Genomic DNA, 22379 nt, shown 5'->3' with positions numbered 1-22379 from the left:
CCGCATGACCGCCCCTGTCGAAGAGACCCTCGTGCTGATCAAGCCCGACGGCGTCGCCCGCAACCTGACCGGAGAGATCCTGCGCCGCATCGAGGCGAAGGGCTACCAGCTGGTCGACATCAAGCTCGTCGAGCCCAGCCTCGAGCTGCTCGCCGCGCACTACGAGGAGCACCAGGGCAAGCCCTTCTACGAGCCCCTCGTCGAGTTCATGCAGTCGGGACCTGTGGTCGCGATCCGCATCGCCGGCAACCGCGTGATCGAGGGCTTCCGCTCGCTCGCCGGCACGACCGACCCGACCGGCGCCGCCCCCGGCACCATCCGCGGCGACCTCGGCCGCGACTGGGGCCTCAAGGTGCAGCAGAACCTCGTGCACGGCTCCGACTCGCCCGAGTCGGCGCAGCGCGAGCTCGGCCTCTGGTTCGGCTGAGCCCGGCCGACCAGCCGCCCAGCGCCTCCCGGCGCCGCACACGCAGAAGGGGCCCGTCGCGATTCGATCGCGGCGGGCCCCTTCTCTGTCGGTCGGGACGACCGGTGCTTACTCGCCGCTGACGGCCGAGGTCAGGAACGCGCCGAAGTCGGGCTGCGCGCTCGAGTCCCAGCGCTGGCCGTTGACGACGACGGTCGGGGTGCCGAAGCCCTGAGCGCCCTGCAGGGCCTTGTCGCTCGTGGCGCGGTCGGTGGCGGCCTTGACCCAGTTCTTGAACCGCTCGCTGTCGATGCAGGTGGCGACGTCGTCGCTCTTCGCGCCGGCCTTCTGCACGATCTGCTTGATCTTCGCGTTCGTCAAACCGTTGGTGTTCTCTTCGGGCTGCTCGTCGTACATCGCGGTCTGCACGGCCTCGAACTTCTCGGGCTCGAAGTTCGCGACGCAGGCGGCGGCGTTCGCGGCGCGGCTCGAGAAGCGCGAGCTGAGGTAGGCGCGATCGAGGATCGCGACCGGGTGGATCTCGAGGGTCGCCTGGCCCGCGGCGACGATCTGGTTGATCTGCTCGGCGTAGGTCGTCTCGAAGGTCTTGCACACGGGGCACGACCAGTCGATGTAGGTGACGATGTGGGCCTTGCCGTCGGAGTCGGGCCACTCGGTGGCCTTCGGCTTCTCGCCCTTCTTCGTGGCGGCGGTCTCGGCGACCGCGGCCTTGGTGCCGTCACCCGTGTAGAGGATGCCGTCGCTGGCCATGTTCTTCGGGCCGCCGGGGAAGGCCGGCTTCGGGATCGTGGCGATCACGACGACCGCGATGAGGGCTCCGATGCCGAGCACGACGACGGTCGCGATGATCGGCACGAGCACCTTCAGCAGCCGCTGGCGCTTCTCGCGCTGCTCGCGGGCCTGACGGGCGGCCTCGCGGGCCTCTTCGATGCGCTGCTTCTTGGTCTGACGTTCCGGCACGCGGCAAAACTAGGGGAGGGCGGTGTCGGCTTGCTGGGAACGCGCCGACAGGCGCGCGAACCGGTCTACAGGAACAGCGACTGGATGATCGGGATGCGGGTCTGCCCGATCACGATCACGATCAGGTAGCAGAGCACGGTGATCGGCACGATCCACGGTGTCAGCAGGCGCCCGATGCGGCGAGGCGCGTCACCGAAGACGCCCTCCTTGGCGTTGCGCAGCGTCGTGGTCCAGAACAGCGGGATCGTCACGCTCCACACGAGAGCGCACCACGGGCAGAGCGTGCCGAGCGAGAAGAAGCTCTGCGTGATCAGCCAGATCACGAAGGCGAGAGCGCCGACGATGCCGACGTTGAAGGCGATCCAGAACCAGCGGGCGAAGCGGGCCCCGGCGAGGATCGCGACTCCGACCGCGATCGGGGCGACGAAGCCGCCGAGCCCGAGCAGCGGGTTCGGGAACCCGAACACCGAGCCCTGCCACGAGCCGAGGTTCTTGCCGCACTGCACGAAGGCGCTGAGGTTGCACGAGAGCGCCGCGTCCGGATCCTCGAGCACCGCGATCTTGTCGAGCGTCAGGCTGAACGCGGCCCACCAGCCGAGGGCGCCCGCGACGATGAAGAACGCGGCGAGGATCCAGGGGCGGCGGGAGGTCGGCGCCTCTGCGACGGTGTCGGTCACGCTGGCATCCTCGCACGCGGGTGCGCCGGGGATGCCGGGAGCCGGCGCGACTGCGGTCCGCCCCGCCGTTCGCGCCCTGCTCGTCGCACGGTGCGACCGCCCTCGGCGCGGCGTTCTGACCGTCGGATGTCGCTTTTTCCGGGTGCGCACCGAGGCGCCTGCCCGATCGGGTGGACGAACTGGGATACTGTGGCCGTGTCGTCGGGCCGCGCTCGACGACGCTGAATGCTTACCGGGCAGGGTCCCGGGGCCGCGCCCCCGAGCGCAGCACCAGACCGAACCGGGCCGCGAGTGCGATGACCGCACCGCGTCGGATGCCAGTTCCGAGGCGTTGTGAGAGAGCGCCGCCGGCGAGGCCGCGCCCCGCGTGCCGCCTCACCGGATCCCACCGACAGGATTGCGACGGGCTTGCGGGTCCGTCGGACAAGAGCACCCGGACGGGTGGCGCGGTCGCCCCTCCGGACGAGGAGACACCAGCGATGGTGGATGAAGACAAGCCCAAGGGGCGTGGCCTGTTCGGCGTGCGCCGATCGCGGCGCGTGACGGCTCAGGCCGCCGCACCGACCCCCGAGCCCACGCAGCCCGAGACCACCCGGTCCGAGCAGCCGGCGCAGCCCGAGACGCCGGTCGCCGAGACCGCGCAGCCGGCGCTCGCCGAGCTGAACGACGCGCTCGACAGCATCCGCTCGGTCGAGAAGACCGTCGAGCAGCCGGCCGCAGAGCCCGAGGCGTCGGCTCCGGCCGCTCCCACGGCGACCGAGCAGCCCGCGCTCGACATCCCCGACGAGGACGCCGCCGCTCCCGTCGCGGAGCCCGTCGAGACCGCCGCCGAGGCGCTCGTCGCCGACGAGACCGTCGGCGAGCAGGGATCCGCGCAGCCCGCCGAAGCTGCCGCCGAGACGAAGCCCGCCGCGGAGGCTCCCGCCGCATCCGGCCCGCAGTCGCTCTTCTCCGGCGCCATCACCAGCACCTCGCTGCTGTTCCGCGCCCCCGATCTGCCGACCTGGGTGCCGCCGGAGCGCGGCGCCCGCGCCGAGCAGCCGGGCCAGTCGTCCGGTCAGGGCGACGCCGAGCAGGGTTCCTCGACGAGCCGCCGCCGCAGCCGTCGCCGCGGGGGAGAGGACGTCACCGACGAGCCCCGCGAGCAGCGCCAGCCGCAGCAGCGTCAGCCCAAGCAGCCCCCGGCTCCGATCACCGAGCCGCAGCGCATCAAGGGCTCGACTCGCCTCGAGGCGAAGAAGCAGCGCCGCCGTGACGGCCGCGACGCCGGTCGCCGCCGCTCGGTCATCACCGAGGCCGAGTTCCTCGCCCGCCGCGAGAGCGTCGACCGCGCGATGGTCGTGCGCGAGGCCAACAACCGCACGCAGATCGCCGTGCTCGAAGACGGCGTGCTTGTCGAGCACTACGTCGCCCGCGCGCAGGACTCCGGTCTGATCGGCAACGTCTACCTCGGCCGCGTGCAGAACGTGCTGCCGAGCATGGAGGCCGCCTTCGTCGACATCGGCCGCGGCCGCAACGCCGTGCTCTACTCGGGCGAGGTCGACTGGGATGCCGTGCAGCAGGATCCCGAGCTGAAGAACCAGCCCCGCCGCATCGAGCTCGCGCTCAAGCCCGGCGACCGCGTGCTCGTGCAGGTCACGAAGGACCCGGTGGGCCACAAGGGCGCCCGCCTGACCAGCCAGATCAGCCTGCCCGGCCGTTACCTCGTGTACGTGCCCGGCGGCTCGATGAACGGCATCAGCCGCAAGCTGCCCGACACCGAGCGCGCACGCCTGAAGAAGATCCTCAAGGAGGTGCTGCCCGACGACGCCGGCGTGATCGTGCGCACGGCCGCCGAGGGCGCCACCGAGGAGCAGCTCACGATCGACGTGCAGCGTCTCACCCAGCAGTGGGCCGAGATCGAGCGCGCCGTCGAGATCGGCCAGGCGCCGGCTCTGCTGCACAGCGAGCCCGACCTGCTGATCAAGATCGTGCGCGACGTCTTCAACGAGGACTTCCAGCGCATGGTCATCGCCGGTGACGACGCGCAGCAGGCGATCGACAAGTACCTCGGCTCCGTCGCCCCCGACCTGGTCGACCGGGTCGAGCGCTACGAGGGCGAGAAGGATGCCTTCGATCAGTTCCGGGTGACGGAGCAGATCGAGAAGGCGCTCGACCGCAAGGTCTGGCTGCCCTCGGGCGGCTCGCTCATCATCGACCGCACCGAGGCGATGACGGTCGTGGATGTCAACACCGGCAAGTTCGTCGGCTCGGGCGGCAACCTCGAGGAGACCGTCACGAAGAACAACCTGGAGGCGGCCGAGGAGGTCGTGCGCCAGCTGCGTCTGCGTGACATCGGCGGCATCATCGTCATCGACTTCATCGACATGGTGCTCGAGTCGAACCGCGATCTCGTGCTGCGCCGTCTGGTCGAGTGCCTGTCGCGCGACCGCACCAAGCACCAGGTGGCCGAGGTGACCTCGCTCGGTCTCGTGCAGATGACCCGCAAGAAGCTCGGCCTCGGCCTGCTCGAGACCTTCAGCGAGCCGTGCGAGCACTGCGCCGGCCGCGGCGTCGTGGTCTACCACGACCCGGTCACGAAGCACCGCGGCAACGGCGGCGGCTCGAACGGCGGCAACGGCGGTCAGAACGGCGGCGGCGAGAGCGGCTCCGGTCGCAGTCGTCGCGGTCGCGGCGGCAGCGGCGGCTCGAACGGCGGCAACGGCGCTCAGAACGGCGGGGGCTCGAACGGCTCCGGCAACGGCGGCGGCGGCGCCAACGGCAACGGCAAGGCCAACGGCGGCACCCACGCCATCACCGACGACGTGCGCAACGCGCTCGGCCTCATCGCGAAGAGCAGCGCCGCGGCGCACGCGGGCGACGAGCACGCCGAGGGCGGCACCGCCGAGACGGCCGCCCCGGCGGTGGCCGCGACCGGCCGTGCCGGCGGCACGAGCGAGAAGACCGAGCCGGCGCAGCCGAAGGCCGAGCTCGCTCAGCAGGCGGCGGGAGCGGCGGCCGAGGCCGCAGTGAAGATCCTCGATCTGCCGGTCGTGAAGGCGAAGCGCAACGCCCGCCGCATCAGCACGAAGGACGCCGAGGACATCCTCGACTCGGTGCTCGACGCGCTGCCCGAGCCCAAGCTCCCCGGCGAGGGACGCGCGACGCGCGGCTCGCGTCGTGCGGGCTCCGCGGGCACGGTGGTGACTCCGCCGAGCGAGTGATCGCGCTGACGTGACGTGCGAGGGCGCGTGCGGCTGGTCTCAGCCGCGCGCGCCCTTGTCCTTCTGCCGCACGCGGAGGCCGGCGGCCTGCAGTCGGCGCAGCAGCTCGCGCCCGGTCACCGCTTCGGCGCCGCGGTCGACGAACTCCTGCCAGCGCTCCTGCGGCACGTCGTAGTGGTCGTTGTCGAAGGCGCGGCGCGGAACCCCGGCGGCGCTCGCGAAGGCGTGCAGCTCATCCAGCCCGCTGTCGCTCACCAGGTGCGCCCAGAGGGTGCCGTGAGCCGGCCAGATAGGCTCGTCGATCAGCACCGTCACGCGCCGAGTCTAGGGATTCGCGACCGAGGAAGGCTGGCTTCGATGGCCGACAAGACCGTGAGCTCCCGCGTCGCCGCGACGGTCACCCGCCGGGGCTTCGTGCCCGCGCTGGTGACGGCCGTCGCGATCTTCGGCGCCGTGCTCGTGCAGGGTTTCCTCTCCGGCGTCATCGCGAGCGCCTACACGGTCGGCACCCTCGGCGGCGACTGGTCGCGCTTCGCCGACTCGGCGTGGACGGCGCAGCTCGCCGTCTCGCTCACCGGCTCTCTGCCCTTCGCCGCGGGCGTGTTCCTCTGCTTGTGGCAGATCGCTCCGGTGGATGCGCAGCTGCGGCTCGGCCATGTGCTGAGTCGCGCCGTGCTCGCGACCGTCGTCGGCGCGGTCGCCGTGGTGGTGATCGTCGTGCTGGTGTCGTTCATCGCCGCGCTCGCCGGCGTGCCCGATCTCTTCGGCGGCCGGGAGAATCTCACGAGCCTGTTCGACCGCTTCGGGCAGAACACCGCGCGCGGCGTGCTCGGGGCCGCGCAGAACATGATCAACCAGCTCGCCGTCGTCATGCTCGGCGCCGTGCTGCTGTGGGGCTGGCTGCAGCGTCACCCGCGTCGGCACGAGGTGCGCGGGGCGCTCGACGAGGTGTGAGAATGGTGTCGGTCGCGGCGACGCGCCGACTGCGCGAAGCGGGTTTGACCGCATCCCCGTTTCTCGCGTACTCTTGACCCTTGGTGCTAGCTGGGCTGAGCCCACGCACCGTGCCTCGGGTTTTCGAGGCCCCGATGCTCGCAGGGCCAGCTGGCTCCGCACGCAAGTTTTCGACAAGAAGGAATCCCGTGGTTTACGCAATTGTGCGCGCCGGCGGCCGTCAGGAGAAGGTCGAGGTCGGCTCGATCGTCGTCCTCGATCGCGTCCAGGCCGAGAACGGCAAGATCGAACTGGCCCCCGTCCTCCTCGTCGACGGTGACAAGATCACGCACGACGCGAAGGCGCTGGCGAAGGTCACCGTCACGGCCGAGGTCATCCGCGACGAGCGTGGACCGAAGATCGTGATCCAGAAGTTCAAGAACAAGACCGGGTACAAGAAGCGCCAGGGTTTCCGCGCTGACCTGACCCGCGTCAAGATCACCGGCATCAAGTAAGGGCTGACGACATGGCACACAAAAAGGGAGCGTCCTCGACCCGCAACGGTCGCGACTCCAACGCCCAGTACCTCGGCGTGAAGCGCTTCGGCGGTCAGGTCGTCAAGGCCGGCGAGATCATCGTCCGCCAGCGCGGCACCCACTTCCACCCCGGCGCCAACGTGGGCCGCGGCGGAGACGACACGCTGTTCGCCCTCTCGGCCGGTTCGGTCGAGTTCGGCGCGAAGGGCGGCCGCAAGGTCGTCAACATCGTCCCGGCGGTCTGAGCCCGTTTCTCACGGAGCTCGATCGTCGAGCAGGAGGGCGGGCTTCGGCCCGCCCTCCTCTTTTTGTTCCGGATGCCGCGCCCGGCCCGCAGGGGCCCGCACCGCATCCATCCATCACTGACTCACCCGGGAGGCCCGTCGTGGCGACCTTCGTCGATCAGGTGACACTGCACCTGCGCGCCGGTCACGGCGGCAACGGCTGCGTGTCGGTCCGTCGCGAGAAGTTCAAGCCGCTCGCCGGCCCCGACGGCGGCAACGGCGGCGACGGCGGCAGCATCACGCTCGTCGCCGACCCGCAGACGACCACGCTGCTCGGCTACCACCGCGGCCCGCACCGCCACGGCGGCAACGGCGGACCGGGCATGGGCGATCACCGCGCCGGCTACGCCGGCGAGTCGCTCGAGCTGCCCGTGCCGCTCGGCACCGTGGTGCGCTCCGCCGACGGCACCCAGCTGCTCGACATGACCGAGCCCGGCCAGCGATTCGTCGTCGCCGAGGGCGGCCAGGGCGGCCTCGGCAACGCGGCGCTGTCGACCACGAAGCGCAAGGCTCCCGGCTTCGCGCTGCTCGGCACGCTCGGCTGGGAGGGCGATGTCGTCCTCGAGCTGAAGACCGTCGCCGACGTCGCGCTCGTGGGCTACCCGAGCGCCGGCAAGTCGAGCCTCATCGCCGCGCTCAGCGCCGCGAAGCCGAAGATCGCCGACTACCCCTTCACGACCCTGCACCCGAACCTCGGCGTCGTCGAGGCGGGCCAGGTGCGCTTCACCGTCGCCGACGTGCCCGGCCTCATCGAGGGTGCGAGCGAGGGCAAGGGGCTCGGCCTCGAGTTCCTGCGCCACGTCGAGCGCTGCAGCGCGCTGCTGCACGTGCTCGACTGCGGCACGCTCGAGCCGAACCGCGACCCGCTGAGCGACCTCGACGTCATCCTGGGCGAGCTCGGCAAGTACGAGGTGCCCGAGGGGCAGGTGCCGCTGCTCGAGCGACCGCAGATCGTCGCCCTGAACAAGGTCGACATCCCCGACGCCCAGGAGCTCGCCGATTTCGTGCGCGGCGACCTCGAAGAGCGCGGCTACCGCGTGTTCGAGATCTCGGCCGTGAGCCGGGCGGGCCTTCGCGAGCTGAGCTTCGCGCTCGGCGAGCTCGTCGAGGCCGACCGTCAGAGCCGCGCCGCCGACACGCCGCCGCCGCGCGTCGTGCTGCGCCCGCGCGCGGTCAACGCGGCCGAGTTCGAGATCAAGGTCGAGGGCGGTACCGAGCCGCTCTACCGCGTGCTGGGAACGAAGCCCGAGCGCTGGATCCAGCAGACCGACTTCAACAACGACGAGGCCGTCGGCTACCTGGCCGATCGACTCGCGAAGCTCGGCGTCGAGGACGCGCTGTTCAAGAAGGGCGCGACCCCCGGATCCGCCGTCGTGATCGGTCACGACAACGACCGCATCTTCGACTGGGAGCCGACGCTCACCTCGGCGGCCGAGCTCATCACGAGCCCGCGTGGAACCGATGCGCGCCTCGATGACGACCGTCGCGCCACGCGCAACGAGCGCCGCGCTGCGTACTTCGAGCGCATGGATGCCAAGGCCGAGGCCCGCGAGGAGCTGCGCCGTGAGCGCGACGCGGGCATCTGGACCGAGCAGTACGCCGCCGACCACGCCGAGACCGGGATCGACGACGACGATCTCGACGCGGCCGACAGCGCCGACGGCGCGGGCGACCCCGCCGAGAAGCGCTGACGCGCCCGCGTCGCCCGACGAACCACGAGTCAGTTCCACACGAGAGGAGCGGGCCGGAGATGACCGACACCGCAGAGCAGACCGCGTCCGCCGCCGAGCGCGCCGCGTCGCCGCAGGGCGATGCGGGTGGTCTGCGCGAGCCGGTGCTCTCGGCCCGTCGCGTGATCGTCAAGGTCGGCTCGTCGTCGGTGAGCGGCGAGAACGCCGGTCAGATCGAGCCGTTGGTCGACGCGCTGGCGGCGCTGCACGCCCGCGGCGTCGAGGTCGTGCTCGTGTCGTCGGGCGCGATCGCCACGGCGATCCCGTTCCTCGAACTGCACGGCCGGCCCACCGACCTGGCGACGCAGCAGGCGGCCGCAGCGGTCGGCCAGAACGTGCTCATGTGGCGCTACCAGACCAGCCTCGACCGCTACGACATCCTCGCCGGCCAGGTGCTGCTGACCGCGGGCGACCTCGAGAACGCGACCCCGCGCGGCAACGCGCAGCGCGCCATGGAGCGCCTGCTGGGTCTGCGCATCCTGCCGATCGTGAACGAGAACGACACGGTCGCGACGCACGAGATCCGCTTCGGTGACAACGATCGGCTCGCCGCGCTCGTGGCCGAGCTGGTGGATGCCGACCTGCTCGTGCTGCTCAGTGACGTGGATGCGCTCTACACGCGCCCGCCGCAGGCGCCCGGCGCCGAGCGCATCGACACCGTGGCGGCCGACGACGACCTCGCGCGGGTCGAGCTCGGCGACATCGGCGCGGCCGGCGTCGGCACCGGGGGAGCCGGCACGAAGATCCAGGCGGCGAAGCTCGCTGCCGGTGGCGGCACGCCGGTCGTGCTCACCTCGACGGCGAACGTGGGGCGTGCGCTCGCTGGTGAGGTCGTCGGCACCTGGTTCGACGCCGCGCCGCGGGCGCCGCGGGCCGGCCGCACCTGAGCCGCCGCCACGTCAGCTAGCTGCGCGTCGCCTCGAGCGTGTCGCGCAGTCGGGCGACCGCCGCATCCTTCGGGATGAGCGGGGTCGCGACCGCCGGCGCGATCGCCACCAGCGCGAACGCGATCGGGTAGCCGACGACGCCGATCAGCGCGCCGACGCCCGGGCCGACGAGTGCCGCGCCGAGGAACTGCCCCGTGTTCTGCGCGCCGAGCGCCCGCCCCGACCAGAACGGCCCGGCGATCTCGGCGACGGAGGTGAAGGCGAGGCCGTTGTCGGCGACGGCGATGCAGCTCGCCAGCACGTAGGTGATCGCGACGGCGACTGCCAGGTGCAGGCCGCCGGCCGCGGCCGTGAGCAGCAGCGCGACGATGCCGGCGAGGGCGACCCAGCGCAGCGGGCGCAGGCGGCTGCCGACCCTGTCGCTGAGCCAGCCGACCGCGATGCGGCCGAGCGCGCCGAGGAACTGCGCGACGGCGACGAGGATGCCGGCCGCCAGCGGCGACCAGCCCTGATCCACCTCCAGCCAGACCAGCCCGAAGGTCGACAGCGCGTACTGCGGCGCGACCAGCAGCACCGAGACGGCGTGGATGCGCCACAGCAGCCCGTCGCGGCGGTACGGGTTCACGGTGTGGTGCGCGGGCGCGTCGGCGCGGCCCGGGCGCGGCGGGTCGATGATGACGATGAGGCAGAGCACGGCGGAGACGGCGACGAGGACGCCGCCGAAGATCAGCGCCGGGGCGATGTCGCCGCCGGCCACGAGGGCCGGCACGGCGAGGGCCGCGGCCGCGACGCCGAGGGGCTGGCAGCTCTGCCGGATGCCCATCGCGAGCCCGCGGCGCTCGGGAGGGAACCAGCCGACCACGACCCGGCCGCTGGCGGCGTTGACCGACGCGGTTCCGGCGCCGGCGAGCACGAGCAGGGCGCCGAGCGGAACGAGGCCCTGCGTGAGGGTGGCGGCGAAGGCCGCGACGGCGGCGAGGGCGAGCCCGATCGCGAGCACGTTGCGCTCGCCCCAGCGGTCGGCGGCCCCGCCCCAGGCGATCAGCGTGGCGACGAGCCCGAGGTTGGGCGCGGTCGCCAGCAGGCCGGCCTGCTCGAGCGGCAGGTGCTGCTGCACGTGCAGCAGGGGGATGAGGAATGCGGGGGTCGCGACGACGACGGTTCCGGCGGCCTGCGCGAAGACGCTGACCACGAGCATGAGCCAGGGGAGCGGTCGCCGGGTGCGCGCGGGTGCCGTGGTCATGGAGCGAGGTTATGGGATACCGTGTTGGTATACCAAACCGATCGCCGAGACGAAGGGGCCCCGCGTGACCGGAGACACCGCATCCGACACGACGCCGCGCCAGGCCGACGCCGCCTACGCGCGCCTGCGCTCCGCGGTGCTCGAGCTCGAGCTGCGTCCGGGGGATCGCGTCAGCGAGCGCGGACTCGAGTCGCTCGCCGGGGCATCCCGCACTCCCGTGCGCGCCGCCATGGTGCGGCTCGAGGCGCAGGGTCTGCTGCGCCGCGACGGCCGCGGCTGGATCGTCGCACCGCTCGACCGGCACGAGCTCGACCAGGCGGCGGAGTTCCGCGAGGCCGTCGAGGCCGCCGCGGTGCGGCTCGCGGTCGGACGGGTGGATGCCGCCGAGCTCGCGACCCTGCACGCCCTCGTCGACGGCGAGCCGGGGGAGCCCGACGAGCTGCTCGGCGCGAGCCGCAGCTTCCACAGCAGGCTGGCCGCGGCCGGGGGCAACCGCTTCCTCGCCGACGCCGTCGCCGCGGCGCTCGCGCGGCTCGAGCGGGCGCGCTGGCTCGAGGTGCGCACCGTCGGATCGCGCGAGCGCAGCGCGGCCGAGCACCGCGCCATCCTCGCCGCGGTGCAGTCCGGCGACGCCGACGAGGCCGAGCGGCTCGTGCGCGCCCACGCCCGCGCGGCGCGCGAGCGCACCGCCGCGGCGCTCGCCCCCGACCGCACCCGCGGACTGCACGTCACCTGATCGGCGGGTACGGTGCCGCCCGCACCGCCCGACGCACACGCCCTAGAATCCCGGCATGACCGACACGCTGTCCGGCACCGACGCCCGCACGATCGACGAGCGACTGGACGCGGCCCGCGCCGCCGCCCGCATCCTCGCCACCGCGACGGCCGCCCAGAAGAACCAGGCGCTCGAGGCCATCGCGCAGGCGGTCGAGTCATCGGCCGAGGCGGTCTCGCCGGCCAACGACCTCGACCTCGCGAACGGCCGTGAGAACGGCATGAGCGTCGGTCTGCAGGACCGTCTCCAGCTCGACGACGCCCGGCTGCGCGCCCTCGGCGGCGCCGTGCGCGAGGTGATCGCGCTCACCGACCCGGTCGGCGAGATCGTGCGTGGATCCACGCTCCCCAACGGACTCAAGCTCAGCCAGGTGCGCGTGCCCTTCGGCGTCGTCGGCGCGATCTACGAGGCCCGCCCGAACGTCACGGTCGACATCGCCGCCCTCGCGCTGAAGAGCGGCAACGCCGTCGTGCTGCGCGGCGGATCGGCTGCCGAGAACACGAACCGCGTGCTCGTCGGCCTGCTGCGCGACGCGCTCGCCTCGGCCGGGCTCCCCGCCGACGCGGTGCAGACCGTCGACGACTTCGGCCGCGCGGGCGCCACCGCGCTCATGCGGGCCCGCGGCGGCATCGACGTGCTCATCCCGCGCGGCAGCGCCGGGCTCATCCGCACCGTCGTCGAGGAGTCGACCGTTCCCGTCATCGAGACCGGCGCCGGCGTCGTGCACGCCTTCGTCGACCGCGGCGCCGACCTCGACATGGCCGTCGACATCGTCGTCAACTCGAAGGTGCACCGCCCCAGCGTCTGCAACGCGCTCGAGACGCTGCTGGTGGATGCGGGCGACGTCGAGCGTCTGCTGCCTCCGCTCGCCGCGGCGCTGCGCGAGCAGGGGGTCACGCTGCACGCCGACGAGCGCGCCCGCGCGATCGTCGCCGACGCGGAGCCGGCCACCGACGAGGACTGGGACACCGAGTACATGAGCCTCGACCTGTCGGTCGCGGTCGTCGACGACCTGGATGCGGCGCTCGACCACATCCGCCGCCACTCGACCCATCACACCGAGACGATCGTGACGAACGACCTCGCCCGCGCTGAGCGCTTCCTCGCTGAGGTCGACTCCGCCGCGGTGATGGTGAACGCCTCGACGCGCTTCACCGACGGCGGGCAGTTCGGCTTCGGCGCCGAGGTCGGCATCTCGACGCAGAAGCTGCACGCGCGCGGCCCGATGGGACTGCCCGAGCTGACCAGCACCAAGTGGCTCGTGCGCGGCGCGGGGCAGGTCCGCGGCTGATCCCGCGACCGCTAGACTCGGCCTCATGACGACGCTTGCCCTGGTCCTCGCCGAAGCGGAGGAGCACCACCCGATCTTCGCCCCGACCTGGGTGTTCCCGCTCATCGCGGCCGTCATCTTCATCGGCGCCGCGTTCGTGGTGTGGAGCTACCGCGACGTCGCGAACCGCCACAGCGACAAGGTCGGCGACGCCGTCGAGCACACCTCGGGCATGGACGAGGGGTCGACCGGCCACTCGCACGGACAGGGCGCTCACTGAGCCTCCCCGCATGACGGCATCCGAGCCGCGGCGCCGGCGGATCGGCGTGATGGGCGGCACCTTCGACCCGATCCATCACGGTCACCTCGTGGCGGCGAGCGAGGTCAAGCAGCACTTCGATCTCGACGAGGTCGTCTTCGTGCCGACCGGACAGCCGTGGATGAAGAGCGAGGTCTCGCGCGCCGAGGACCGCTACCTGATGACGGTGGTCGCCACCGCATCCAACCCCGACTTCACGGTCAGCCGCGTCGACATCGACCGGCACGGTCCGACCTACACGATCGACACCCTGCGGGACGTGCGCGACGAGCACCCCGACGCCGATCTCTTCTTCATCACGGGGGCTGACGCGGTCGCGCAGATCCTCGAGTGGAAGGACCACGACGAGCTGTGGGAGCTGGCGCATTTCGTCGCCGTCTCGCGCCCGGGGCACCAGCTGAGCATTCGCGGATTGCCGAAGCACGGCGTAAGCTCTCTGGAAATACCGGCGCTGGCCATCTCGTCGACGGACTGCCGCGCACGAGTGGGGCGGGGACACCCCGTCTGGTATCTGGTTCCCGACGGGGTCGTCCAGTACATCTCCAAGCACCATCTCTACCGGAGTGAGACATGACCGAACCCGACGACCAGCAGTGGTCGCGTCGGCGTCTCCGCAACGAGGCGCACGGTGCCGACCCGAGCCGTGCCGACTCCGGCGACGGCCAGAACGACGACTCCGCTGACGCCCCGCGCGCGACCCCGCTGTCGCCTCGCGGACCGGCCGAGCCGCTCAGCTACATCACGCAGGAGCGCGGCGGCTCCGACGGCGGCGCCTTCCGCCCCCGTCGCGACGACGACCAGCTGCCGCCGACCGAGGCGATCGAGCAGGTGGATGGCCCGGGCTACCGCCCGCGCGACTTCAGCCCCGAGGGGCGCACCGGAGTGCCGTCGTGGGCGCCCGCCTACACGCAGACGCGTAATCCCTTCTCCTCGACCGCCGACCAGGCCGCGCAGGGTCAGGCCGATGAGCACGGCGAGCTCGACTACCAGACCGCGCGTCGCGACGAGGTCATCCCGCCGGCCGCCGAGTCGGGCGTGAACGAGCCGCCGCCCATCACGGAGTCGATCCCGATCTTCAACGGCGAGCGCACGATGACGCGCCGTGAGCTGCGCGCCCTGCGCGAGGCCCGCGCCGCCGAGGCCGCGAAGACCGGTGTGCCGGCGCCCGACATCTTCGTGACCTCGATCACCGGGCTCCCGCAGGAGCGCCCGGGCAAGGGCGAGCCCGCTGAGGCGCCCCCGGCCGAGTCGGTCGACGAGCCCGCGCCGATCGACCGTCCCGCGACCGAGCGCCCCGAGTGGGCTCCCGTCTTCACGGACGTTCCGGATGCGGTGTCGCCCGCCTCGGACGAGCCGGCCGAGGCGGATGCCGACGAGCTCGCCGAAGAGGAGTCCTTCCTCGCCGAGGGTGCGGTGGATGCCGAGGTCGGCACTCCGGCCGAGTCGGTCGAATCCGCCGACGCCGCGCCTGAGACCCCGGTCGCGGACGACGCCGCTGCCCCCGAGTCCACGGAGGCCGACGAGGCGGATGCCGCCGTCGACCTGTCGACGGATGAGGCCGAGACCCACGCCGCCGCGGCGGAGTCGGTCGAGCCGACCGCGCCGTCCACCCCGTTCATCTCCGCTCCGCCGGAGCCGGTCGAGCTCGTCGAGCCGCCGGCACCGGCGCGCTGGAGCCCGGATGCCGCCGGAGAGGGCTCGGTCTTCGACCAGCTGCTCAGCGGCTCCGACGCCCCGGCCGCCCCCGCAGCCCCGAGCATCGACGAGCTGCTGTTCGGCGCCCCGACGCCGCCGCCCGCCGCGAGCGAGGACGCCGCCGAGGATGCGCCGGCGGACGAGACCGCCGCCGTCACGGACGAGTCGGAAGCCGTCGAGACTCCCGATTCCGAGGCCGAGGCGGAGTCCGCCCCGAGCGATGAGGCTGCCTCCGACGAGTCGAGCCGGGCCGATGGCGCCGACACCGCTGACGCCGATGCTGCCGACGAGACCGCTGTCGGGCGTGAGGCTGAGGCCGATTCGAACGACGCCGACGCCGAGCTCGCCGCCGAGGATGCCGAGCCCGCCGCCGACGACGCTCCCGAGCGGATCGTCGCCGACGACGCTCCCGCCGAGGCCGACGCTCCCGCCGAAACCGACGACGCTGCCGACGCGGAGGTCGACGAGACTCCCGCCGACGTGCCCTCCGTCACCGACGAGATCGCCGCCGCCGAGGAATCCGAGCCTGCCGGCGACGAGCCGCAGCTGCCCTCGCTCAGCGACCTGCCGCCTCCCGGTGCCGCACCCGCGGAGCCGAACGGCGATCCCGCGTCGTACCTCGGCGCCGCGCCGTCGGTCTCCGACCGCGTCGATATGCCGGCCCCCTCGGCCTGGCGTGCGCCCGAGCCTCCGCAGCAGGGCGAGGCCGACGACGCCGATGAGATCATCGTCGAGCCCGCACCGGCCGACGCTCCGGTCGAGGCCCACCCGGTCGTCGTCGACGTCACGCCGCTGCGGGCCGAGCCGCTTCCGCCGGTCGACGAGCCCTCGACGGCGACGCACTGGTCGGACACCGATCAGGATGCGCACGGCGACTTCGTCGCGAGCCGCGACGTCATCGGCGGCCACGGCGTGGTCACGACCAACGCGCTCGTGCTGCCGTCGATCCCGCAGCCGGAGCTCGCGGGTCCGCTCACGACCACCGGCGAGATCATCATCACAGGGTCGATCGACCTGCCCCGCAGCCTCTCGTCGACCGGGGCGCACCCCACTCAGCTCGACGAGTCGGCGCTCGACCACGAGCTCGACCCGGGCGACCACCAGGTCGCGTCGACCGACTCGCAGCCGGTGCGCGCGATCCGCGCGGTCAGCACGCACACGTCGACGCGCGGCATGATGTCGAACCCGAAGCCCCGCGGCAACCGCACGCTGACGGTGCTGATCATCGCGAGCGCCTCGCTCGCCGTGCTCGTCGCCGGCGTGCTGGTCTTCAGCCTCGTCACGGGCCAGTTCTGAGCTCGCGCGTGACCCGCTGCGCGCTCGCACCCCGCACATCCACCACCACCCTGAGGTATCCGTGACCGCATCCGACCGTGCCCTCGAGCTTCTGCGCATCGCCGCCCTCGCGGCCGACGACAAGCAGGCTGAAGATCTGGTCGCGCTGGATGTCACCGGCCCGCTGCCGCTGACCGACGTGTTCCTGCTCGCGACCGGGCGCAACGAGCGCAACGTGCTCGCGATCGCCTCCGAGGTCGAAGACAAGCTCATCGAGGCGGGCGCGAAGCCGCTGCGCCGCGAGGGTCGCTCCGAGGGCCGCTGGGTGCTGATCGACTTCGGCGATCTGGTCGTGCACGTCTTTCACGAGGAGGACCGCTCGTACTACTCGCTCGAGCGCCTGTGGAAGGACTGCCCGGCGATCGCGCTCGATCTGCCGGAGCACGGCGAGCGCACGGCCTGAGCCGCGCGGTGCTCCTGGTTCGCGCGAGCACGCCGCGCGAACTGCACCCACTGCAGTAACTGTGCCGATCCACAAGCGGATCGGCGAGGGTGAGGGCATGAGATGCCCGAACGACGAGACCACGCTCGTGATGAGCGAGCGCAACGGGATCGAGATCGACTACTGCCCCGACTGTCGCGGTGTCTGGCTCGATCGCGGCGAGCTCGACAAGATCATCGAGCGCGCCACACCCGAGGCGCCCGCCACGCCCGCGGCAGCGACTCCGGTCGCACCCGTCACTCCGGTGGCGCCGGTGCAGCAGATCCCGGTGGCTCAGCCCGCCTACGATCCGCGCTACGACGCCGGCTATGACCGACGCTACGACGATCGACGCGACGATCGTCGCTATGACAACCGCGGCTACGACCCGCGCTACGGCGGCCAGCAGCCGCAGCGCAAGAAGAAGAACTGGCTCTCCGAGCTCTTCGACGACTGAGCGCCGGCGAAGCCCCTGATCAGGGCCGGGTGGATGCGCCGATGGCGTCGCATCCACCCGCGTCCTGTTCACGGGGTGGTCATCGCCCGCTCAGATCTGTTGTAAGCTTCAAGGGTTGCCCCGCACGGGGCCACGGGCCTGTGGCGCAGTTGGTAGCGCACCTGCATGGCATGCAGGGGGTCAGGGGTTCGAATCCCCTCAGGTCCACCGAAACAGCCGAAAGCACCACCCGAAGCCCCGCCTCGAGCGGGGCTTTCGTGTTTCCGTCGAGTGCATATCGTCGCCGACGTTTTACGTCACGGAAACCTGCAGGATGCTCGCGTCTGCCTACACTGCACGCACGCTACCCACGTCGGCCTCTCCCCGGGCCGTCGCGCCGACGACGCCGTGCCCGCGCAACCCGAACCTCGCGCACCCCGAGTCTCCCCACGCTCGAGCGGATACCCCCATGCCCGCGACGCCCTGCATTCCCGCGTACCCGGACGACCCGCACCGACCCCGTCAGGCCGATGCTGACGCGGCCGACGATGACGTCATCGGCAGTGTCCGACCGACGCCCGGAGCCCTCCGATGAGCCCGCGGCACCTCGTCGCGGTGCGCATCCTCGCCGTGCTCGTCGTCGCCTTCGGCCTCGTCTACCTCGGCTGGCGCTGGGGCGCGACCGTGCCGTGGCCGGTGTGGTGGATCGGCGTGCCGCTCGTGGTCGCCGAGACCTACAGCCTCGGCGAGTCGGTGCTCTACGCGCTCACGATGTGGAACGCGAAGCGCCGTCCGACCGCGCCGCCGGCCCGGCCCGGCCTCAGCGTCGACGTGTTCATCACGACCTACAACGAGCCGCTCGAACTCGTGCTCAACACGGCCATCCACGCCCGCGACCTCGACTACCCGCACGAGACCTACATCCTCGACGACGGCGACCGGCCTGACTTCCGGCGGGCGGCGGCCGAGATCGGCGTCGGGTACATCACGCGCGGACCCGAGTGGCAGGGGCGGCAGCGCTTCGCCAAGGCCGGCAACATCAACAACGCCCTGTACGGCACGGCGGGCGACTTCATCGCGATCCTCGATGCCGACCAGGTGCCCGAGCCGCGGTTCCTCGATCGGGTGCTCGGCTACTTCGACGACGAGGCCGTCGCCTTCGTGCAGACGCCGCAGAGCTTCTGGAACGTCGACCCCGCCGACCCGCTCGGCAGCCGCGCCGAGCTGTTCTACGGTCCGATCCAGCAGGGCAAAGACGGCTGGGGCGCGGCCTTCTTCTGCGGATCGAACGCCGTGCTGCGCCGCGAGGCGATCATGGCGCTCGGGCTCACCCGCTTCTCGCGCGGGGCCCGCGGCCGCATGCGCCAGGCGCTGCGCCGCGCCCGCTCGCGCCTGATCGACCTGCAGAGCCGACTCGCGCTGCGCGACCCCGCCCAGCTGCCGATCCTCGAGTCCGCGCTCGACGCGCTCGCCGTCGCCGAACGCCAGCACCGCACCGGCGAGGTGCTCAGCGAGATCTCATGGGAGCTGCAGCGCGGCATCCGCTCGGCTGTCATCGACAGCGACACCGAGGCGATGCCGGCAGTGATCAGCGAGCTGGATGCGGTGGTCGAGTCGGTCGAGGTCGCCCGCACCGATCAGGCGATCGCCGTGCACGCGCTCGACACCTCGAGCATCACCGAGGACATGGCGACCGCGATGCACCTGCACGCGATGGGCTGGACGAGCGTCTACCACCACGAGGTGCTCGTGCACGGGCTCGCGCCCGAGGACGTGCGCACGATGCTCACCCAGCGCAAGCGCTGGGCATCCGGCTCGATGCAGGTCTTCTTCGCCGAGAACCCGCTGCTGCTGCGCGGGCTGAGCTTCGCGCAGCGACTCATGTACCTGGCGACGATGACGAGCTACCTGGGCGGCGTCGCGGCCCTCGTCTACCTCGCGGCGCCGATCGTGTTCCTCACGACGGGCGTGTTCCCGCTCGCCGCCGACGCCGGCGTCTTCGTGCTCTACTTCGCGCCGATGTTCCTGCTCTGCCAGCTGCTGTTCCAGGTCGCCGGGCGCGGCGCCGGCGGGCTGTGGCGGGGTCAGCAGATGTCGTTCGCGCTGTTCCCGACCTGGATCTCGGCCACGCTCTCGGGCGCCGCCGCCTCGCTGCTGGGCAAGCACCTCTCCTTCTCGGTCACGGCGAAAGAGAAGCAGGGCGACGGCGGCGCCGACTACCGGGCGATCTGGCCGCAGCTCGCCGCGATGGCGCTGCTCGCGATCGCCACGGTGATCGGCGTGGTGCGGGCGGCGACCGGCGAGGCGCCGCTCATCGCGACCGGGCTGACCCTGCTCTGGGTCGGCCTCGACTTCGCCCTGCTCGGCGCGCTGGTCCGGGCCGCCCGCTACCGCGGACCCTCGCCCGCGGTCGTCGACCCGCTGCCGCCGGGGGACGAGCTGCGTCGCGTCGTCGCTCTCGTCGCCGGCGATGATGCGCGTCGGACTCCCGCCCTGCCGGTCGCCTCCGACTGACCTCGCACGTCCCGCTCGAACCTGCGCCTCCTGAACCCGTTTCATCCGATCCCGCTTCACCCGGTCCCGCACCTCCCGAACCGCAGACCGCCTCCCGATCCACCGCACCCCCGCACTCCCTCCACGGCACTACCCCCGCACCGCCGAACCCCCAGGAGAACCCCGTGTCGCTGCTCACCGTCCCCGCGCCGACCATCGCTCCCGCCGCCATCGACCTCGAGGTCACCGGCCCGCTCGACGCCGCCGCCGTGCTGCGGCTGCGCTCTCACGTGATCGCCGCCCAGCAGGACGGCCCCGCCGTCGTGCTCATCGACGTGACCGCCGCTGAGCGCGTCACCGCCGCCGGCATCGCCGGCCTGCTCGAGCTGCTGCGCATCGCCCGCGTCGCCGGCGGCGACCTGCGCGTGATCGGCGACTCCGCCGGCCTCGCGACGGCCCGTGCCGCCCTGCAGCTCACCACGATCGTCGCCGTCTACCGCGGCCGGGCCCATGCCCTCGCCGGCCTCGCCTGAGCCGGAGCCGACGGACGTGTCGAGAGGCCGCGACGCCACCGGCGACGAGCAGCCGGTGAACATCGAGCAGTCGGAGGTCGACGCGTCATCCGACCCCCAGCAGGCATTCGACCAGGGATTCGTCGGGCACCCGAAGCGCCGACGACGCCCCAGCCTGCTGGTGCCGCTCGTGATCATGGCGCTGGTCGCCGGCGGCGTCGCGGTCGGCTCGAACCAGATCGCCTCGCAGGCCGTCGCGCCCGCCTCGAGCATCGGCTCGTGCCTGGTCGGCGATCGCGAGGCGCTGGTGCCGAAGAAGGGAGTGCTGTTCGGCGTCAACCTCGACTGGGACAGCGAGACGCTCGCCGAGCACGCGGAGAACATCGGCCACAATGCGGCGGTGTCGGTGCAGTTCAGCGACATCCCCTACGACCGCGAGACCTGGAGTCACACCCTCGGCGCGGTCGAGCAGGTCAAGGCCAACGGCGGCATCCTGCTGCTGACGCTCGAGCCGCACGGCGGGCTGTCGACGCTGAGCGACACGGTCATCCAGCGCCTCGCGAAAGATCTGCGCGACATCAACGCCGAGGGCGTGCCCGTGATCGTGCGCTTCGCCCACGAGATGAACGGCTCCTGGTACGCCTGGGGGCAGCAGCCCGAGCTCTACATCGAGACCTTCCGCCGCGTCGCGCAGGCCGTGCACGAGCGGGCTCCGCTGAGCTCGATGATGTGGGCCCCGAACTACGGCGGCGGCTACCCCTTCACCGGCGGTCAGTTCGCCGCCGAGCCCGGCACGGCGGACTTCGCCGACCTCGACACCGACGGCGACGGCGCGCTCACGATGGCCGACGACAGCTACGCCCCCTACTACCCAGGGGATGCCGCGGTCGACTGGGTCGGCATCTCGCTCTACCACTGGGGCAACCAGCGGCCGTGGGGTGACAACGACATCGCCGAGCCGCACAAGTTCGAGGACATGCTGACCGGCACCTACGTCGGCACCGCCGGCGACGACTCGGCCGTGCCCGACTTCTACCAGGAGTACGGCGTCGATCACGGGCACCCGGTCGCGATCCCCGAGACGGCCGCGATCTACACGCCCTCGCGCCGCGACGAGCCCGGCAGCTCGAGCGAGATCGCCGTGAAGAGCGCCTGGTGGGATCAGGTGTTCGCCGCCGACATCCCGACCCGCTTCCCACAGCTCAAGATGATCAACTGGTTCGAGTGGAGCAAGGTCGAGGTCGAGATCGACGACAGGGTCGACTGGCGTGCGGCGAGCAGCACGGCGACCCGCTCCGCGTTCCGGAAAGCGCTGCCCGGCTGGTTCGAGTACGCCGAGGATGTGCGGGGGTGCTGATCTCGCCGACGCCGCCTACACTGCGGGCATGACCGCGGCAGCGAAGCCCGACATCGACGCCTACATCGCCGAGCGCCCGGCGGAGGTGCGCCCGCTGCTGCAGCAGCTGCGCGAGCGCATCCACGCGGCCGTGCCCGGCGCGGGGGAGACGATCAAGTACGGCATGCCGACCTTCGAGCTGCCGAACGGCTACCGGATGTACTTCGGGGCCTGGGCGAAGCACGTCGGCATCTACCCGGTGCCGCGCGGCGACGACGACTTCGAGGCGGAGGTCGGGCCCTACCGGCACGCGAAGGACACGGTGCGGTTCCCGTTCCGCGAGCCGATGCCGTGGGAGCTCGTCGACCGCATCGCCGCGCTGGTCGCCGCCCGTCAGAAGAGCTGAGAGGGCTAGGCGGAGGCGGAGAGGCGCTCCACAAGGGCGTCGAGCGCCGCCACCTGGCCGGTGACGAGCAGCGGTCGTGCCGCGTCGATCGGCATCCAGTGGCCCTCGTCGATCTCGGGGAACCGCTGCATCCGACCCGAGTGCGGCGGCCACTCCAGTTCGAAGGTGTTGCTGCGCACCGCATCCACCTCGAACTCCGGCGCGTCGCCGGCGAACACCGTGACGACCTTGCCCGAGCGCTGCCGGAACTCACCGAGCAGCACGTAGTCAGCGGTCGGGGCGGGCACCCCGACCTCCTCGGCGAACTCGCGCAGCGCCGCGACGAGCGGCTCCTCGTCGTCGCCGAACTCGCCCTTGGGGATCGACCACGCGTGCTGCTGTTTGCGAGCCCAGAACGGCCCGCCCATGTGCGCGATCCAGACCTCGAGCCCCGCACCCGCTGCCGCGCCGCGATCGCGGTGCAGCAGGAGCCCGGCGCTCTTCATCGGCGCGATCCGGTCC

Annotated in this window: 23 protein-coding genes and 1 tRNA gene; 19 read left to right on the top strand and 5 right to left on the bottom strand. The window is 72.0% G+C overall.

The window, feature by feature from the left end; all coding sequences use genetic code 11:
- Positions 1-4: 4 nt before the first annotated feature.
- On the top strand, positions 5-427 hold the full coding sequence (gene ndk, locus BJ979_RS15200; protein WP_179569188.1) for a nucleoside-diphosphate kinase: 423 nt from the start codon (positions 5-7) through the stop codon (positions 425-427).
- 108 nt (positions 428-535) lie between these two features.
- Here ndk and BJ979_RS15195 read toward each other — a convergent pair whose 3' ends face one another.
- Together BJ979_RS15195 and BJ979_RS17735 are read right to left on the bottom strand one after the other, a co-directional pair.
- On the bottom strand, positions 536-1387 hold the full coding sequence (locus BJ979_RS15195; RefSeq protein WP_179569186.1) for a DsbA family protein: 852 nt from the start codon (positions 1385-1387) through the stop codon (positions 536-538).
- Between the two features lie 65 nt (positions 1388-1452).
- Positions 1453-2064, bottom strand: a complete 612-nt coding sequence (locus BJ979_RS17735) for a vitamin K epoxide reductase family protein (RefSeq protein ID WP_179569184.1) — start codon at positions 2062-2064, stop codon at positions 1453-1455.
- A 479-nt stretch (positions 2065-2543) separates the two neighbouring features.
- Here BJ979_RS17735 and BJ979_RS15185 point away from each other — a divergent pair, with 479 nt between their 5' ends.
- Positions 2544-5267, top strand: a complete 2724-nt coding sequence (locus BJ979_RS15185; RefSeq protein WP_179569182.1) for an Rne/Rng family ribonuclease — start codon at positions 2544-2546, stop codon at positions 5265-5267.
- A gap of 39 nt (positions 5268-5306) precedes the next feature.
- On the opposite strand, the gene BJ979_RS15180 is transcribed toward BJ979_RS15185, so the two are convergent.
- A complete protein-coding gene (locus BJ979_RS15180) occupies positions 5307-5582 on the bottom strand; it encodes a DUF4031 domain-containing protein (protein WP_141164165.1) in 276 nt (91 codons plus the stop codon).
- A 42-nt stretch (positions 5583-5624) separates the two neighbouring features.
- Here BJ979_RS15180 and BJ979_RS15175 point away from each other — a divergent pair, with 42 nt between their 5' ends.
- From BJ979_RS15175 to proB, 5 genes are all read left to right on the top strand, one after another.
- Positions 5625-6221, top strand: a complete 597-nt coding sequence (locus BJ979_RS15175; protein ID WP_179569180.1) for a hypothetical protein — start codon at positions 5625-5627, stop codon at positions 6219-6221.
- 188 nt (positions 6222-6409) lie between these two features.
- On the top strand, positions 6410-6715 hold the full coding sequence (gene rplU / locus BJ979_RS15170) for a 50S ribosomal protein L21 (RefSeq protein WP_179569178.1): 306 nt from the start codon (positions 6410-6412) through the stop codon (positions 6713-6715).
- Positions 6716-6726: 11 nt separating this feature from the next.
- Positions 6727-6981, top strand: coding sequence for a 50S ribosomal protein L27 (rpmA, locus tag BJ979_RS15165; protein ID WP_141164162.1), 255 nt, complete (start codon positions 6727-6729; stop codon positions 6979-6981).
- A 140-nt stretch (positions 6982-7121) separates the two neighbouring features.
- A complete protein-coding gene (obgE, locus tag BJ979_RS15160; RefSeq protein WP_179569176.1) occupies positions 7122-8711 on the top strand; it encodes a GTPase ObgE in 1590 nt (529 codons plus the stop codon).
- A 59-nt stretch (positions 8712-8770) separates the two neighbouring features.
- The gene (gene proB / locus BJ979_RS15155) at positions 8771-9637 is read left to right on the top strand and encodes a glutamate 5-kinase (RefSeq protein ID WP_179569174.1); all 867 of its coding nucleotides are present in this window, start codon (positions 8771-8773) and stop codon (positions 9635-9637) included.
- A gap of 16 nt (positions 9638-9653) precedes the next feature.
- On the opposite strand, the gene BJ979_RS15150 is transcribed toward proB, so the two are convergent.
- Positions 9654-10880, bottom strand: a complete 1227-nt coding sequence (locus BJ979_RS15150; protein WP_218853507.1) for an MFS transporter — start codon at positions 10878-10880, stop codon at positions 9654-9656.
- A gap of 64 nt (positions 10881-10944) precedes the next feature.
- On the opposite strand from BJ979_RS15150, the gene BJ979_RS15145 reads away from it, so the two are divergent.
- From BJ979_RS15145 to BJ979_RS15090, 12 genes are all read left to right on the top strand, one after another.
- Positions 10945-11616: a GntR family transcriptional regulator gene (locus tag BJ979_RS15145; protein ID WP_343046729.1), complete on the top strand. Its 672-nt coding sequence runs from the start codon at positions 10945-10947 to the stop codon at positions 11614-11616.
- 55 nt (positions 11617-11671) lie between these two features.
- Positions 11672-12946: a glutamate-5-semialdehyde dehydrogenase gene (locus BJ979_RS15140; RefSeq protein ID WP_179569170.1), complete on the top strand. Its 1275-nt coding sequence runs from the start codon at positions 11672-11674 to the stop codon at positions 12944-12946.
- Between the two features lie 25 nt (positions 12947-12971).
- The gene (locus tag BJ979_RS15135; RefSeq protein WP_179569168.1) at positions 12972-13205 is read left to right on the top strand and encodes a hypothetical protein; all 234 of its coding nucleotides are present in this window, start codon (positions 12972-12974) and stop codon (positions 13203-13205) included.
- Between the two features lie 10 nt (positions 13206-13215).
- Positions 13216-13818, top strand: a complete 603-nt coding sequence (gene nadD, locus BJ979_RS15130; protein WP_179569166.1) for a nicotinate-nucleotide adenylyltransferase — start codon at positions 13216-13218, stop codon at positions 13816-13818.
- A complete protein-coding gene (locus tag BJ979_RS15125; protein ID WP_179569164.1) occupies positions 13815-16235 on the top strand; it encodes a hypothetical protein in 2421 nt (806 codons plus the stop codon). The genes nadD and BJ979_RS15125 overlap by 4 nt, the downstream gene beginning before the upstream one ends.
- A 61-nt stretch (positions 16236-16296) precedes the next feature.
- On the top strand, positions 16297-16677 hold the full coding sequence (rsfS, locus tag BJ979_RS15120; RefSeq protein WP_179569162.1) for a ribosome silencing factor: 381 nt from the start codon (positions 16297-16299) through the stop codon (positions 16675-16677).
- Between the two features lie 97 nt (positions 16678-16774).
- Positions 16775-17152: a TFIIB-type zinc ribbon-containing protein gene (locus BJ979_RS15115; protein WP_179569160.1), complete on the top strand. Its 378-nt coding sequence runs from the start codon at positions 16775-16777 to the stop codon at positions 17150-17152.
- A gap of 134 nt (positions 17153-17286) precedes the next feature.
- Positions 17287-17359: transfer RNA gene (locus tag BJ979_RS15110), tRNA-Ala, on the top strand.
- A gap of 363 nt (positions 17360-17722) precedes the next feature.
- The gene (locus BJ979_RS15105; RefSeq protein ID WP_179569158.1) at positions 17723-19645 is read left to right on the top strand and encodes a glycosyltransferase family 2 protein; all 1923 of its coding nucleotides are present in this window, start codon (positions 17723-17725) and stop codon (positions 19643-19645) included.
- Between the two features lie 164 nt (positions 19646-19809).
- Entirely contained in the window at positions 19810-20157 is a 348-nt protein-coding gene (locus BJ979_RS15100; protein ID WP_179569156.1) for an STAS domain-containing protein, read from the top strand.
- Between the two features lie 16 nt (positions 20158-20173).
- Entirely contained in the window at positions 20174-21493 is a 1320-nt protein-coding gene (locus BJ979_RS15095; protein WP_343046728.1) for a glycoside hydrolase family 26 protein, read from the top strand.
- A 28-nt stretch (positions 21494-21521) separates the two neighbouring features.
- A complete protein-coding gene (locus BJ979_RS15090; protein WP_179569154.1) occupies positions 21522-21878 on the top strand; it encodes an iron chaperone in 357 nt (118 codons plus the stop codon).
- A 5-nt stretch (positions 21879-21883) separates the two neighbouring features.
- Here BJ979_RS15090 and BJ979_RS15085 read toward each other — a convergent pair whose 3' ends face one another.
- Positions 21884-22363 carry an NUDIX hydrolase gene (locus BJ979_RS15085; protein WP_179569152.1) on the bottom strand — a complete coding sequence of 160 codons (480 nt, stop codon included), beginning with the start codon at positions 22361-22363 and terminating at the stop codon, positions 21884-21886.
- Positions 22364-22379: the final 16 nt, after the last annotated feature.

Source organism: Schumannella luteola (assembly GCF_013408685.1).
GTDB lineage: Bacteria > Actinomycetota > Actinomycetes > Actinomycetales > Microbacteriaceae > Schumannella > Schumannella luteola.
This window is presented reverse-complemented; position numbering and strand designations above follow the sequence as displayed.

Coding starts and splice junctions, on each gene's coding strand:
- BJ979_RS15135 (WP_179569168.1), top strand. CDS start 12,972: ATGACGACGCTTGCCCTGGTCCTCGCCGAAGCGGAGGAGCACCACCCG.
- rpmA (WP_141164162.1), top strand. CDS start 6,727: ATGGCACACAAAAAGGGAGCGTCCTCGACCCGCAACGGTCGCGACTCC.
- BJ979_RS15175 (WP_179569180.1), top strand. CDS start 5,625: ATGGCCGACAAGACCGTGAGCTCCCGCGTCGCCGCGACGGTCACCCGC.
- BJ979_RS15115 (WP_179569160.1), top strand. CDS start 16,775: ATGAGATGCCCGAACGACGAGACCACGCTCGTGATGAGCGAGCGCAAC.
- BJ979_RS15105 (WP_179569158.1), top strand. CDS start 17,723: ATGAGCCCGCGGCACCTCGTCGCGGTGCGCATCCTCGCCGTGCTCGTC.
- BJ979_RS15125 (WP_179569164.1), top strand. CDS start 13,815: ATGACCGAACCCGACGACCAGCAGTGGTCGCGTCGGCGTCTCCGCAAC.
- BJ979_RS15150 (WP_218853507.1), bottom strand. CDS start 10,880: ATGACCACGGCACCCGCGCGCACCCGGCGACCGCTCCCCTGGCTCATG.
- BJ979_RS15185 (WP_179569182.1), top strand. CDS start 2,544: ATGGTGGATGAAGACAAGCCCAAGGGGCGTGGCCTGTTCGGCGTGCGC.
- BJ979_RS15090 (WP_179569154.1), top strand. CDS start 21,522: ATGACCGCGGCAGCGAAGCCCGACATCGACGCCTACATCGCCGAGCGC.
- ndk (WP_179569188.1), top strand. CDS start 5: ATGACCGCCCCTGTCGAAGAGACCCTCGTGCTGATCAAGCCCGACGGC.
- proB (WP_179569174.1), top strand. CDS start 8,771: ATGACCGACACCGCAGAGCAGACCGCGTCCGCCGCCGAGCGCGCCGCG.
- BJ979_RS15140 (WP_179569170.1), top strand. CDS start 11,672: ATGACCGACACGCTGTCCGGCACCGACGCCCGCACGATCGACGAGCGA.
- BJ979_RS15085 (WP_179569152.1), bottom strand. CDS start 22,363: ATGAAGAGCGCCGGGCTCCTGCTGCACCGCGATCGCGGCGCGGCAGCG.
- nadD (WP_179569166.1), top strand. CDS start 13,216: ATGACGGCATCCGAGCCGCGGCGCCGGCGGATCGGCGTGATGGGCGGC.